This window comes from Actinomadura sp. J1-007 (assembly GCF_009793335.1).
In the GTDB taxonomy this organism is placed as follows: Bacteria; Actinomycetota; Actinomycetes; order Streptosporangiales; family Streptosporangiaceae; genus Spirillospora; species Spirillospora yumaensis.
Genome location: NZ_WING01000001.1, coordinates 2664393 through 2678918 on the forward strand (window position 1 = coordinate 2664393; position 14526 = coordinate 2678918).

Below are 14526 nucleotides of genomic sequence, written 5' to 3' on the forward strand. Positions count from 1 at the left end.
AGTCCATCACGCCGGCGGGGCTGTTCACAGAACGCGGCGGAGGACGGAGGGGGACGAGGCAGTCCGTGACGCCGGCCGGGCAAGGCACGGAACGCGGTGGAGGATGGAGGGATGTTCGAGCCGGATGCGGAGCTGGAGAAGATCGTCGCGGCGACGGAGGGCCTGCTGGCCACCGCGGCCGGGTTCCAGGAGGCGGAGTTGCGGGAGGCGTCGCTGCTTCCAGGGTGGACGCGGGGGCATGTGCTGACGCATGTGGCGCGCAACGCCGACGGCGGTACGCGGCTGCTGGACTGGGCGCGTACGGGGGTGGAGTCGTACGAGTACCCGAGCATGGAGGCGCGGGCGGCGGAGATCGAGGAGGGCGCCGGACGCGGCCGGGCGGCGTTGCTGGCGGACGTACGGCAAAGCGCCCAACGGTTCTCGGACGCATACCGCCGGATGCCGTCCGACGCATGGGAACGCATTGTCCGGTGGACGTCCGGGGCCGAATACCCGGCGGAACGAGCCGCAGATGCTCGGCTCTGCGAGGTTCTCGTCCATCACGTCGATCTGCGCGGCGCGTTCCGTCCGAGCGATTGGCCCGCCGACTTCGTCACCGACATGCTGGGACGGGCGGTCGCGGCGTTCGCCAAGCGGAGACCGCGGCCGACGGAAAAGGCCGCGGGAAATCGGCGAACGGCCGCGCGCGGGACGTGGGAGGTGGACGACGAGTTCGCGCGGCGCAAGGGAAAGGCGGCGTCGGGCTACTACGCGGCGGGAATGCGTCTGCACCTGCACGCGACCGACACGGACGCGCGGTACGAACTGACGCCGGAGGCCGACGTCCCCGTGGTCAGCGGCCCTCAGACGGAGCTCCTCGCCTGGCTGATGGGCCGTACGGACGGCAGCGCGCTCAGCACTGAAGACGGAAAACCGCCGCCGAGCCCGCCTTTCCTCTACTGAACGCCAGGAGAGGAAAGGTGCGCCGAGCGGTGCGGTTGGTTACTCGTCTACGGCGGGGCAACGGGCTCCGCGCGGAGGGAGGGTGAGAGTGAGCAGATAACGGTCCGTGGCGTTCACCATGCAGGGACCGCGGAACGTGCTGCCATGGCCGGACCCCGCGTACGTGAGCAGCGTTCCTGTGCGGCCGAGCTGCCGCGTCACGTTCGTCGCCCAGGCGTAGCCGCTGGCCGGGTCGTGCAGCCCGTTCGTCAGCAGGATCGGGGCGCTGCCCCGCACCTTCAGCCGGTGCTGCGGGTTGCTGACGGGACGCGGGGTGCCCAGGCAGCCCGCGACGGCGAGCAGCGGCCGGGTGTACGGCAGGTCGGGCGCCACCTTCGCCATGGTCCGCGTCAGGCTCGCGTACTCCCGGTAGTCGCGCGCGGGCAGCCCCCAGTCCGAGCAGAAGATCGCAGCGAACGGATCGGCCTCCGTCTTCGCCGCCTTTCCCTGCACGGGAGCGGGTGTGGTGGTGGCGTTTCCGGACGCGGGAGGCTGGGGAAGCCCGTGCGCGGGAGTCGTCCCCGACGGCGCGCGTGGTGAGTTGAGCTTTTCCAGGGCTGCCAGGTCGTTCGCCGTCTCTGCCCACTCGGGGCCGTAAAGGTTTTTCCACACCCTGTGGACAAGAGGGACGGCAGGGAGCTTGGCGCCGGGATTCTTGTTATCGAGGAGTTCGCCGCGTTCGGCCTGGGCGCGGAGGTCCGCGAACAGGGCACGCACCTCGCGGCCGTGCAGCGCGCACCCCTCCGTACGGCCGCACCAGGCAACGAACTGGTCGAACGCGTCCTGCGCCGCAATGCCCTGTAGCTCAAGGAACCGCCGGGCACCGCGCACGCTGTGGTCGACCACGCTTTCCAGCACCATCGCGCGCACGCGCTGCGGGTACGTCTCGGCGTACTGCTCGCCGAGCAGCGTCCCGTACGAACTGCCGTGGTACGTCAGCCTGCCGTCGCCCAGCGCGGCGCGGATCGCGTCCAGGTCGTGCACCATGCTGAGCGTGTCGGCGTGGTCGAACAGCGGGCCCGTACGCGCCCGGCAGTCGTCGCGCAGCCTTTGGTTGTACGCGAGGGTCGCGTTGAAGTCGGCCTGGCTCTTCATCAGCGGCGACGGACGGCGGGCAAGCAGCGCGGAGGAGCACGTCACGGGGTTGCTAAGGCCAACGCCGCGCGGATCGAAGCTGACGATGTCGAACCGCCTGCGCACCTCCGGACTGAACCGGCTGATCCCGTCGATCACCCGGACGACGCCGGAGTCCCCCGGCCCGCCCGGTCCGAACACCATCGTTCCGGCGCGGGCGTTCGGGTCGGCGGCCTTGCGGCGGGCGAGCGCCAGGCCGAACTTCGGCCCGTTCGGACGCGCCCAGTCGACGGGCAGGCGCAACGACGCGCACTCCGCGCCGTTCGCGCACGCCTTCCAGACGATGCCCTTGGAGGCCGGTGTGAAGGTCGGCGTGGTGCCGAACGCGGGCCCGCTCAGCACCGCGAGACTCGTTCCGGCGATCGCGCACGCGGCCCCCACAGCGAGCGCCGCCCCAGCCACCCGCCGCACCCCGCCAACCACCGGCCCCACCGGCCCCGCCCCGTCCCCACGCCCCCGCCACAAGCTCCGCCCCCGCCCCGCACCCCGCACAGGTTCCGCACCCCGTGCCTGCCGCACGTTCCGTACCCGCCGTGCGTTCCGCACCCAACGCGCCGACCGCACGCTCCGCTCCGAGCCCTCCCGCGCCGTCGCCTCAGCGGACGAGAGACCGGGATCGGAGGGACGAGCACCGGGGAGACCGGGGGGCGTCTGGTTTCCGGACATGAAAGTCGTCCTTTCGTCGGACGGTTCCGTGAGAGCACGTCATGCGGGCGGCCCACCCGTCGAAGCGCCGCACGCCCCTCATTAAGGCCGGTGCGGCGAACGACGGGACCCGCGCGGCAGTGCGCCCCGTCGCGGAACCGATCGTCCTGCGCCGCCCACGCTGATCACGCTAAGCCCGCGAACGCCACGAATCCGGAGTGCTCAGGGACGGCCCAGGGTGCGTTCAGGGTCGCCTCAGGGTCCGCTCCGCACACCCGCCCGACACCCGCTTCGACAGAGGCGTACGGACCGCGAGCGGATGGGCGGTGACGGAACGCGCTAACGGAACGGTGTGCTTTGGACGCCCGCCCTCGGGCACGAGAGGGCACGCCCCTAAGCGGACGCGCGAGAACGGAGCGGTACCGCGCGGACGCCCCTCGCTAGGAGGTAAGCGCCGCTCGGACGCAGACACGCGCGGACGGATCAGTGCCGCCGGAGGCCCGCCCTCAGCGCACGAGGCATACAGGCCCCAAAGCAGACACGCGAGCGGGAATTCAGGGTGGCCAGACGTTCTCATAGGGAGTTGAACGGCGCTCGGCGGGGCGGCGGCGGGTGGACGTTCCGGCGTTGGGGGTGCCCCGGAGTTGGGTGGTGAGGGTGGAGGGGGCATGATCGTTTCTTGTCCTCCGGAGGGCCCGTAGACCTCTGGAGGCGGCTGTTCTCCGGTGGTGGCCCGTCACCCCGTCGGAGGACGCGCCCTCCGCCCGTCCGGCGCGCGCGGCCGGTGGAACGCCCACCCGCGGATCAGCCGGCCGCCCCGGGCGGGCGGAGGGCATCGCGCAGCACCTCGGCGAGGTGGAGCGCGCGGCGTTCGGTGCCCTGCGCGATCTGCGTACGGCAGGAGAAGCCGTCCGCGAGGACGAGCGCGCCGTCCGCCTCGCGCACCTTCGGGTAGAGCTCGCGCTCGGCGCAGCCCTGCGAGACGTCCCAGTGGCCGCGCTCGAAGCCAAAGTTGCCCGCGAGGCCGCAGCAGCCCGCGCCGATCACGTCGGTGCGGACGCCGAGGCGTTCCAGCACGGCGAGGTCGGGGACGTACGAACCCTTGGCCTCCTGGTGGCAGTGAACCTGCGCGACGGCGTCGGCGGTCACCGCCGCGAACGGCCAGTCGCCCTCGTGCGCGGCGACGACCTCGGCGAACGTGACGGTGGCGGCGGCCAGCGCGTGCGCGCGGGGGTCGTCCGGCAGCAGTTCGCGCGCCTCGTCGCGCAGCATGACCGTGCAGGACGGTTCGAGCCCGACGATCGGCAGCCCGGCGTCGAGCGCCGGACGCAGGATGTCGAGCGTGTGCCGCAGGACGCGCCGCGTCATGCCGAGCTGGCCGGTGGAGTGCCAGGTCAGGCCGCAGCAGACACGGCCCGGTGGGATCAGCACCCGGTGGCCGAGAGCCTCCAGCACCTCGACCGCGGCGCGCCCCACACCGGGTTCGTGAAAGTTGGTGAACGTGTCGGGCCAGAGCACGACCGTCTTCCGCCGCCCATCCCCGTACCCGTACCCGCCGCGCCGCTTGCGTTCCCCGCGCCCGCCGGGCCCTCCGCCCCCGCCGCGTCTGCGGGAGCGGTGCCAGGCGTTCAGGGAGGGGGTGGCGAAGCGGATCATGTGGCGGCGTGGTTCGATGCCTGCTGCGCGTTTGACGAGTGCGCTGACCGGGGCGAGCGCTAGCGCCGCGTTGGCGGTGCGGGCCGCGCCGGGGACGGACGTCACGACGCGCGACCACAGCGGCAGCCACCCCATCGAGTAGTGCGCCATGGGGCGGACGCGCCGTTCGTAATGGCGGTTGAGGAATTCGGCCTTGTAGGTGGCCATATCGACGTTCACCGGGCAGTCGCTTGCGCACGCCTTGCATGACAGGCACAGGTCGAGCGCGTCCCGTACCTCCTCCGAACGCCAGCCGTCCTTCAACGTCTCCCCGCGCAGCATTTCGGCCAGCACCCGCGCGCGCCCGCGCGTGGAGTGCACCTCGTCCCGCGTGACTTTGAACGACGGGCACATGGAGCCCGTCTCCAGGTTGCGGCAGGCGCCGACACCCACGCACCGGTGCACTGCCGCGGTGAACGACCCGTGGTCGCGGGTCAGGGCGTGTACGGGGGTGAGCGCGAGCGCGTCGCGTCCGGGCCCGGGACGGAGGTCGGCGTCCAGCGGCGCGGGATCGACGATGACGCCGGGATTGAGACGGCGTTCGGGGTCGAAGACGTTTTTGAACGCCCGGAAGGCGCCGAGCAGGTCTGGCGAGTACATCTCCGTCAGCAGTTCCGAACGCGCCCGTCCGTCGCCATGCTCTCCCGACACCGATCCGCCGTGCGCGACGACGAGGCGCGCAGCCGCCGTGATGAAATCCCGGTAGCCGACGACGCCGCTCTTCTCTTGCAACGCCCAGTTGACGCGCAGGTGCAGGCAGCCTTCGCCGAAGTGCCCGTACGGAACGCCGCGCAGCCCGTGCTCACCCATCAGCCCGTACAGGTCGCGCAGGTATCCCGCGAGCCGTTCGGCAGGGACTGCGGAGTCCTCCCAGCCGGGCCACGCCTCGCCGCCGTCCGGGAGCCGCGTCACGATGCCGGATCCCGCTTCGCGGATCCACCACAGCGCCCGCATGCGCGCGGGGTCGTCCACCACGACGGAGGTCGTCTCGGGGACGCGTTCGCGCACGGACTCGGCGAGGGCGTGCGCGGCGTCGCGGGCGGCGGCCGGGGTGTCGCCGCCGACCTCGCAGTACAGCCAGCCGCCGCCGGGCGGGAGGTCGGCCCCGGCGTCCGTCCGTCCGGGCTGGGTGCGCAGCGCGGTGAGCAGGTCGGACGCCATGCCCTCCACGGTCAGCGCGCCGGTGCGCGCGGCGAACGGCGCGACCTCCGCCGCGACGTACACGTCCGGGAATCCGAGGACGGCGAGCGCGCGCGCCGCAGGCACCGGCACCAGGCGGACGGTCGCTTCGGTGACGAGGCCGCAGGTGCCCTCCGCGCCGACGAGCGCCTTGGCGACGTGGAAGCCGTTCTCGGGGAGCAGGTGGTGCAGCCCGTAGCCGGACACCTGCCTGCTGAACCTGCCGAGTTCCGTGCGCAACGGCCCGAGGTGCGCGTCCCGCAGCCTGGCGAGTTCCGCGTCGATCCGCGCGTCGCCGGACGTGCCGCGCTCCGCGTTCAGCTCGCGTCCGCCGGGAAGCAGGACGCGCAGCGCCTCGACGTTGCCGGCGGTGACGCCCCACGCCACGCTGTGCGACCCGCAGGCGTTGTTGCCGATCATCCCGCCGAGCGTGCACCGCGAGTGGCTGGACGGGTCGGGCCCGAACGTCAGCCCGTACCGTCCGGCGGCGGCGCGCAGGTCGTCCAGCACGACGCCCGGCTCCACGACGGCGGTCCGCGCGCCCGGGTCGATCGAACGGATCCGGCGCAGGTGCCGCGAGGTGTCGACGACGATCCCGGAGCCGACGGAGTTGCCCGCGATGGACGTCCCGCCGCCGCGCATCGTCACCGGCAGCCCTTCGTCCGCCGCGAGTTCGAGCACGCGCGCGAGGTCGTCCGCCGACCGCGGCTCGGCGACCGCGACCGGGACGCGGCGGTAGATCGACGCGTCGGACGAGTACGCGGTGCGGACGGTCAGATCGGTGCGGAACACCCCAGGGAGCGCGGCGTCCAGCCGGCGAGCGCGATCAGGCACGCCCCCAGCGTAGGCCCGCGCCGCCCCGCTACCCCGCCCCACCACCGCAGCACCCGCCGCCCGCACCGCTACGCCGCCGCAGCTCCTCGCCGCCCGCGCCGCCCCGCCGCCGCAGCACCCCGTCGCTACGCCGCCGCAGCACCCGCCGCCCGCGCCACCCCGCCCGCGCCACCCCAGTCACCGCGCCCGCAGTCCCGCAGCCGCGCCGCCGCCACACCCCGCCCGCACCGCTATGCCGCCGCAGCACCCACCGCCCGCGGCGCTACGCCGCCGCAGCGCCCCGCCGCCCGCGCCGCCCCCGATCACCGCGCCCGCAGGCCGCAGCCGCAGCCGCGGTGCCCCGCCGCCCCGGGCTCCGGCGCCCCGGGGCCCGGCGTCCCGGGGCGGTCGGCGTTCAGACTGGGAGGCCGTAGTCGGTGCAGGTCGGCGCGAATCCGGGCCGTCGGGGTCCGAGCTCGTTCATGACGTTCTGGAGTACGGGGCTGTCGTTGAACATTCCGACATGGCCCACGTAGTCCTTCGGGCACTGGTCCTGGACGAGGATGTTGGTGGCGTTCGGGCCCTTGAGGAACGCGTTGGTGTACGGCGTGACCACCAGGTCGTTCTTCGTCTCGATCACCACGTACCGCGGGCCCGGCGCCGTGTCGCCGTCCGCGAACAGCGCTTTCTGGAAGTCCGAGCCTTCCTGCTGCTGCACCAGCGACGGCGTCCCGACGGCCTGGAACCCCTGGTTGACGAATCCCAGCAGGTTGAGCTGCCGCCCCAGGTTGACCAGGCCGAGGAGCGTCGTGCCGTGGTTGCTGGGCGCGAGCGCGACGAACGTCCGCACCTTGGCCGCGCCGCCGAGCCGCTTGATGTAGTAGCCGGGCATCATGCCGCCCTGCGAGTGGCCTACGACATCGACCTTGGACGCCCCCGTCGCGTCCAGCACCTTGTCGACGAACGCGCTCATCACCTTCGCCGACGTCGGGATGTCGCCCAGGCCGCCGACCCGGTCGGCCGAGATCGGCGCCATGCCGTAGTTGAACGCGTAGACGCAGTAGCCCGCGTTCGCGAGCATCGGCGACAGGACGGCCCAGTTCGCGCCCAGGTTGACGCCCGTCGCGTGCGTCAGCACCACCGGCGTCGGATGCTCGGCGCTCGGCCTGCACGACCAGTCGTTCGCGCCCGCCACCTTGTCGGGGCTGGTGAGGAAGTTCTGCAACGCGGTGCCGACGTTGCCGACCGGGTACTTCGGCGTCTCGGCGTGCGCGGGCGCCTGCACGGCCGCGGCCCCGGCCAGCGCGGACGCGCCGAGGCCGAGCGCGACTCCGGCCGCCGCGAGCCGCCGCCGGATCCGGAACGCCGAGCGCTCCCGCGCCTCACGTGATCGTCGCAGCTCACCGGCCATGCCGACCTCCAGGGGTCCGTTCCGTCGCACAGGGCCCGCAAGCGCTCACTTGCTTCACGGGCGAGCTGACCTTAGACCCGGAATCCAATAAGGAGCAAGGGGTTGGACGGAGAGCGATGAGACTATCGCCGAAAGTGACCGCATTGACGCAGGCGGACCCCGCCGCCTTCCGCGAGGCGTCACCAAAGGAGGCGAACTGCGCGGGGAGGCGGCGAGGGCCGGGGCGGGGAGGCGGGTCGTCGGTGCGGGGCGGATTGGGTTGGGGTGGTCGGGATGGCGTCGACCGCCATTCCCACTCGGAACACGAAAGCCGAGTCAGGTGCGACTCAGCGGCGCTCCAGGTCACCGTTGCGGATACCGCGCAGGAGCGCGTTCCACTGTGCGTAATCGAGGGCGAGCGTGCCGGCGGCGTGATCGCGCGAGTCGCGGATCAGCACCGACGGCCCCAGCGCGGCCACCTCCACGCATTCGTCCGCCGACTGGCTCGCGCTGCTCTTGCGCCAGGTCGGCGCCGTCCCCCGATTCGACCGATAGATCATCCAGCGACCCTCCATCCAGTGCCGGCGGGCCGCGTCGTACCGAACGATCGGACAAGAAACCCACCTGGCGGGAGCTCAGCAGGGCACAACTAACCACGACCTTGTGGAAAATTTCCCGATCACGAGTGTAAACGGTTCCAGTTCTTCCGCCTACACGGGAACACAAGATCACGCTCTGTGCTTATGCGGGCCGGTCGCCTTATGGGTGCCCGATCGGGCTGTCACCTCCGGAAACGTGAACGGTGGGAGCCGGTCAGGCCATCAGGTCCTCGGCCGCCTGCCGGATCAGCTCGATCGACCTGTCGGCGGGGAGGGCCTGCTCCAGCAGCGACTCGAAGCTGTCGCGGTACTCGGCGATCCGCTCGTCGTCGCCCGTGACCATCATGCTGGCGCCCGGCCGGCCCTCCAGGTAGAGGACGTCGCTGAGCCCGCCGTCGAACTCCAGCAGCGTGAACGGGCCCTGCAGGCCGAGGTGCGCCCCCGCGTTGAACGGGATGACCCGGACGGTGAGGTTGTCGTCGGCGTCGGCGGAGTCGGCGATGTGCCGGAGCTGGTTGGGCATGATCGCGGGATCGACCAGGATGCCGACGTGCCGGCGGACCACGGCCTCGTCGACGATGTAGTACTGCCGCGGCGGGTCCTGGCGCTTGGCGAGCTCGCGCTGGCGCTGGAGCCGCAGCTTCACCCCGAGGGCCTGGCCGGTCTGGCTGACCATGCCCGTGTTGAGCACCTCGGCGTACTCGGGGGTCTGGAGCAGCCCCGGGACGACCGCGCCGTGGAAGTGCCGGATGATCGAGGCGCCCGCCGCGTACCCCACGAAGCTCAGGAACACGTCGTCGAACTCGCCCTTGTAGGCGCTCCACCAGGCGGGCTCGCGGGCGCCGCGGGCCAGCGCCTGGAGCGCGTCCTGCCGGCTCTCGGAGGTGACGTCGTAGGTGGTCAGGAGCGCCTGGAGGTCGGTGCGCGTGATGGCGTTCTTGCCGCCCTCGACCCGGATCAGCTTCGACGGGGACCATTCGAGCTGCCGCGCGACCTGCTCCTGCGTCAGACCCTTCTCCTTGCGCAGCCTGACGAGCTCGGTGCGCAGCAGCGCGCTCTGCACGACCGGCCCCTGATCACTGGCCATAGGTTCGCTCACTCTGTGTAGTAGGTGCTAGGAACACATCTGCTACATGGCAGTCCGGGACCCGGCGGAGTACGTGACGCCACACCGGCACGTACCTCCGGGCAACGGATCTCACCTACCGTCTCCAAACCCCCGCTGCGTCGCCGGACACTCCAGATCGAGCTGGCAGGGTGCTGCATGTCGGCGGACTATGTTGTAGCGTGCTAGGTAGCAGATTAGCAGGGATCGTGCCGACATAGGGCAACCTGCTAGCTGAAGACAGCAGGATCTCCACGCTGGGTGAGGAGCGAGGCGGCACAGGAGGCGGCACACAGGGGCGACGGCACTCCCCGGCGGCGGATCCACCGATCAGGAGGTCGAAAAACGGATTCCGACACTCGTACACCAGGGCACGCATAAACCGAACCGCCCCCACTTCCCGCCGATCATCGGGTCGCGAGCCAGGAGGATCGGCGAAAAGCGGGAGCGGCTCTCTCGGGACCACCGGGGACGCGTTCACCCGGCCCTCGGAGCTGCGCTGCGACATCGCCGGAGCACCGCTCTGACCAGGCGAAACATCCCCAACGGTTTCCCCCAGTCTAACCGCGATCACGCCGTCCAGGCCATAGGCGATACGACTTCCCGCTGCGAACGATCCGATCCCGCAGACCCCCGCCATGAGAACGGACGAGGCGACGGAAGACGTGTTACTCGACTTGGGGTTCTCGTCATGCCAACCATCCGAAACCGTCCCCTGACCACGACCGGCCGACCAGCGAGCCTCCCGTCCCCGATCACGCCCGCCGAGTACGACGGCCGCGAAAGGAGGGCGCGATGATGGCCGACCACCTGCGCCGGCACGACCCCGACCTGATCACCCGTACGCCCCGGCACCCGGTCGATGTCGCCAGCCCGCCCCACCCTCCCCGACAGCGCCCCCGCAGCCACCCCCAGCCGCCGTGCCGGCCTCCGTCGTCCGGCACCGAGCCCGAGCCCGAGGCCGCGTCCGGGACGCCGCCCGGGACCGGGACGCCGCCCGGGACCGGGACGCCGTCCGGGACCTCGTCCGAGTTCCAGGCCGAGCCGGAGACCCGGTCCGACCGGTCCGAGGCGACGGCGCCGACCCAGCCCTTCGCTCACCCCTCCCCCTCCGTTCAGACTTCCGGGCAGCCGTCCGGCCAGCCCTGCACCCACCCCCAGCCCCAAGCGCAGCCCCAGCCCGAATCCGAGTCGCGGGAGGAGGACCCCGGCGCGCAGGCGCAGGAGTACGACCCGCAGGAGTACGACGACCCGCAGGAGTGCGGGCAGCCTTCCTGCCTGCCCTCACGTCCGCAGTCACCGGCCCGGCTTCCGGCGGAGGTTCGGGCGGCGGCCGAGACCCAGCCCATGGCGCGGCCGGACCTCTCCCCTCAGCAGGCGTACGCGCAGGCCCTCGCCGAGGCGCACGCGCAGGTCCAAGCCCAGACCGACTACGACCGCGACGAGGCGTACGACCGCGACCAGTTGTACGACCACGACGAGACGTACGGCCGGGACGGGGTGTACGGCCTGGAGCCGGGGCCGGTCCCGGGGCAGGCCGTGCCGTTCCCCGGCGAGGCGTACGGGGTGGCCCAGGGCGGGCACCACGTGCGGCACGGGGGCCACGTGTCCACGGTGTCGTTCTGGCAGGCGCTGACCACCGGGGAGCGGGCCGCGCTCGCCGCGGCGGCGTCCTCCGACCTGTACCCGGCCGGGCAGGTGGTGTGGCGCGAAGGCCACGTCGCCGACCACGTGCTGGTGATCCTCGCGGGCGAGGTCAAGGTCTGCGTTGAGCGGGCCGGGCTGAAGCGCGTGCTGGCGACGCGCGGTCCCGGCGACCTCATCGGCGAACGGGCCGCGCTCTCCCTGCACCGGCGCTCGGCGACGATCATCGCGCTGGACGACGTGCAGGCGCTGCGGCTCCCGACCCGCGACTTCGCCGCGTTCCTCTACGCGCACCGGCGCGTGCTGACCGTTCTCGAAGGGCAGATGTACGACCGGCTGACCGAGCCTCCCGGGCGGCCGTACGGCCCGGCGGGGATTCCCAGCGAGGACGCGCAGGCTCCGTACGCCGGGTTGCGGCCTCCCTACACGTTCTACGAAGACGTGCGGGTGATGTACGAAGGCGTACCGTACGGAGACCCGCGCAACGGAGACCCGCGCGACGATTACGGCCTGCGCGACGCGTACGACCCGCGCGACGGATACGACCCGCGGGACGTGCGCGGGCCGGAGGCCGGTCCGACGGGAACCGCCTACGGGGCTGCGCAGGCGACGCGCGGAGAGGCGTGGACGCCGCACGGGAGCGCGCAGACGCCGCATGCGGAGGCGTGGCCTCCGATGGAGCGGACGCGCCGGAACGCGCCGCCCATCCCCGCGCGGTACGAGTCGTACGCCGCGCCGCGTCCGGGGCAGCCGGCCGGTCCGCCCGCGTGGGCGGGCCAGATGTGCTCGATCCTGTTCACCGACATCGCGGGGTTCGGGGCCCTGCACCGCAACGACGACGACCGCCTGGCGATGCGGCGCGCGATGTACGACCTGACGCGGGAGGCGTTCGAGGCGTCGAACGTGCCGTGGGAGGCGTGCCACCGGGAGGACCGCGGCGACGGGGCGCTGATCGTCGTCCCGCCGTGGATGCCGACGCGTTCGGTGGTCGACCCGATGCTCGCCGTCCTGACCGCGGGGCTGCGGCGGCACAACCGCCGGGCGAGCGCGGCGGTGCGCATCCAGCTCCGCGTCGCGCTGCACGTCGGGCCGGTGATGCCGGACGCGGAGGGGGTGACGGGCTCGGCGATCATCCGCACGGCGCGGCTGCTGGAGGCCCCCGTCCTGAAGGACTGGCTGGCGATCACGCAGGCCGACCTGGGGTTCATCGCCTCCACGTTCGTGTACGAGTCGGTGATCGCGCAGGCGCCCGGCCAGGTGAACCCGGCCGGCTACCAGCTCGTCAACTGCACGGTGAAGGAGTCGGAGCTGACGGGCTGGATGCATCTGTCCGAGGCCACCGTCCCGCCGATCCCCTGACCCTGATCCTCTGACCCCGGCCCCCTGACCCCGATCCCGGTCCCCTGACCCCGGCCCCCTGTCCTCGACCTCATGACCGTCCCGTTCCCGGGTCCGCCGCGAAGGCGCGGTGGGCGGCGGGGACGGGATCGGTTCGTACCGGGTTGGGGCGGCGTGCAGCAGAACGGGCGCCTCAGGTGTCCCTGGGAGGGAGGAGGTGCGTCGTGCCGCAGCGTGATCTCGGGCCGTTCGAGGAGTTCGTCGAGCACCGCCTGCCCGCGCTGTTCCGGTACGCCTGCGTGCTGACGGGCAACCGGCACGACGCCGAGGACCTCGTGCAGGAGGCGCTGACCCGTACCGGCGTCGGCTGGTGGCGGGTGCGGCGCAAGGACGACCCGGAGGGGTACGTCCGGACCGTCATGGTGCGGATCGTGGCCAACGGCCGGCGGCGCGCGGGGCGCGAGCGGCTCATGGCCAGCCCGCCGGACCGGCCGGTCGACGACCAGGACCTCGACCGGGTGACGGGCGGGGCGGGGTTCGACGCGGTGCTCGCCGGGCTGCCGCCGCGGATGCGCGCCGTCCTGGTGCTGCGCTACGTCGACCAGCTCGACGACGCCGAGATCGCGCGCGTTCTCGGCTGCACGCCGGGGACCGTCCGCAGCCAGGCCGCGCGCGCCCTCGCCAAGCTGCGCGAGCAGGCCCTCCAGGAACGGGTGGACGGCGGCGTGCGGGAGATCTCACGTGGATGATCTCGAACGCCGGGTGGCCGAGGGCCTCTCCCGTCCCGCTCCGGACCCGGGCCGCCCGCCGGAGCCGGGCAGCCCGCCGGAGGGACTGGGCCGCCCGCCGGAGGGACTGGGCCGCCTGCCGGAGGGGCTGGGGCGGCGGATCGTCGCCGGGACGGCCGCGCGCAGGCGTCGGCGCCGGGCGACCGCGGCGGCCGTGGGCTGCGCGGTCGTGGCGGCGGCGTTCCCCATGGTCCTCGGCTTCCCGGCGGACGGGAACGGTCGCGGCCCCGCCAGCGTCTCCGCCTCGCGCGACGGGAACGGCGCGGGGGCGGCCGGTCCCGCTCCGAACGGTCCCGCCGTCGTTCCGCGCGTGCTGCCGAACGGCGACCGGTTCCGGGCGGTGGCGCTGGGCAGGGACGGGTCCGTACTCGGGACGGCGGAATCGGTGGACGACGAGGGCACGGTCACGCCCCGGCGCGGGGTGTGGCTCGCGGGTGCCGACGGCAGCGCGCCCGCGCGGATCCACGACACGAGCGAGGAGACGCTCCCGTACCTCTGGACGATGGCCAACGGCGCGACCGCCCGGATCTGGCCGGACGGCGAGACGCTGACCTGCCTCCCCGCGTCCGGGAACAAGCCCGCGCACCCTCTCGGGGAGGGCTGGGACGGCCGCGAGCCCTTCTACGCCGAACGGGACCTGATCGTGTGGTGGGACGCCGGGGAGGACGCCCTCTCGGTCGCCGCGGGCTGCGACGGGCCCGTTCGGACGCTTCCGGTGGAGGGCACGCTGGAGGCGTTCGCCGACCCGTACGCCTACGTGCGCGCGGGCAGGACGATGCGGCAGGTGGACGTGCGGTCGGGCGCGTCCGTCGCGATCCCGCTCCCCGCGGTGGACGATCCGTCCGCCGGGTTCGCGGCCGGGCCGGGCGCGCTGGCCTGGGCGGACGGCGACACGCTGACCGTCCAGAGGCTGGGGCCCGGCGGCGACCGGCGCGTGCTGCACGACCTCCCGTACGGGCGCGACGACGAGTACATCGGCCGGATCACGATCGGCGACGGCGTCGTCGTCTACTCGGCGTCCCACCAGGACCGCGACACCGGCGCGGCCATGGTCTACGACCTGCGGACCGGCCGCCGCTCACCGCTGCCCGGCGAGGCCCTGGCCGTCGGCGACCGGCTCCTCTGGCGCGACGGCGACACCTACCGCCTCACCCGTTGACAGAACTCTGGCCTTCCCGCACCGTTCGACGCGGTCCCCCGCGCCCGCCCGCGCCC

9 protein-coding genes are annotated in these 14526 nt (G+C 72.8%); 4 read left to right on the top strand and 5 right to left on the bottom strand.

Features of this window, described 5'->3' with window-relative positions:
• Positions 1 to 111 precede the first annotated feature (111 nt).
• Entirely contained in the window at positions 112 to 942 is an 831-nt protein-coding gene (locus GEV43_RS12080; protein WP_160820773.1) for a maleylpyruvate isomerase family mycothiol-dependent enzyme, read from the top strand.
• Positions 943 to 981: 39 nt separating this feature from the next.
• On the opposite strand, the gene GEV43_RS12085 is transcribed toward GEV43_RS12080, so the two are convergent.
• The 5 genes from GEV43_RS12085 to GEV43_RS12105 all read right to left on the bottom strand — a co-directional run bounded on the left by GEV43_RS12085 (position 982) and on the right by GEV43_RS12105 (position 9523).
• Positions 982 to 2517 carry an alpha/beta hydrolase gene (locus GEV43_RS12085; RefSeq protein ID WP_206681139.1) on the bottom strand — a complete coding sequence of 512 codons (1536 nt, stop codon included), beginning with the start codon at positions 2515 to 2517 and terminating at the stop codon, positions 982 to 984.
• Between the two features lie 1047 nt (positions 2518 to 3564).
• A complete protein-coding gene (locus GEV43_RS12090; protein ID WP_206681140.1) occupies positions 3565 to 6468 on the bottom strand; it encodes an FAD-binding and (Fe-S)-binding domain-containing protein in 2904 nt (967 codons plus the stop codon).
• A 394-nt stretch (positions 6469 to 6862) separates the two neighbouring features.
• Complete coding sequence (locus GEV43_RS12095) at positions 6863 to 7858, bottom strand: triacylglycerol lipase (protein ID WP_160820775.1); 996 nt, start codon at positions 7856 to 7858, stop codon at positions 6863 to 6865.
• Positions 7859 to 8184: 326 nt separating this feature from the next.
• Complete coding sequence (locus tag GEV43_RS12100; protein WP_160820776.1) at positions 8185 to 8397, bottom strand: DUF397 domain-containing protein; 213 nt, start codon at positions 8395 to 8397, stop codon at positions 8185 to 8187.
• A gap of 253 nt (positions 8398 to 8650) precedes the next feature.
• Positions 8651 to 9523 carry a helix-turn-helix transcriptional regulator gene (locus GEV43_RS12105; RefSeq protein WP_160820777.1) on the bottom strand — a complete coding sequence of 291 codons (873 nt, stop codon included), beginning with the start codon at positions 9521 to 9523 and terminating at the stop codon, positions 8651 to 8653.
• Positions 9524 to 10336: 813 nt separating this feature from the next.
• Between GEV43_RS12105 and GEV43_RS12110 the strand changes: the two genes are divergently transcribed.
• From GEV43_RS12110 to GEV43_RS12120, 3 genes are all read left to right on the top strand, one after another.
• A complete protein-coding gene (locus GEV43_RS12110; protein ID WP_160820778.1) occupies positions 10337 to 12544 on the top strand; it encodes a cyclic nucleotide-binding domain-containing protein in 2208 nt (735 codons plus the stop codon).
• A gap of 203 nt (positions 12545 to 12747) precedes the next feature.
• Entirely contained in the window at positions 12748 to 13272 is a 525-nt protein-coding gene (locus GEV43_RS12115) for a SigE family RNA polymerase sigma factor (RefSeq protein ID WP_160820779.1), read from the top strand.
• A complete protein-coding gene (locus tag GEV43_RS12120) occupies positions 13265 to 14470 on the top strand; it encodes a hypothetical protein (protein ID WP_160820780.1) in 1206 nt (401 codons plus the stop codon). Before GEV43_RS12115 ends, GEV43_RS12120 begins: the two co-directional genes overlap by 8 nt.
• Positions 14471 to 14526: the final 56 nt, after the last annotated feature.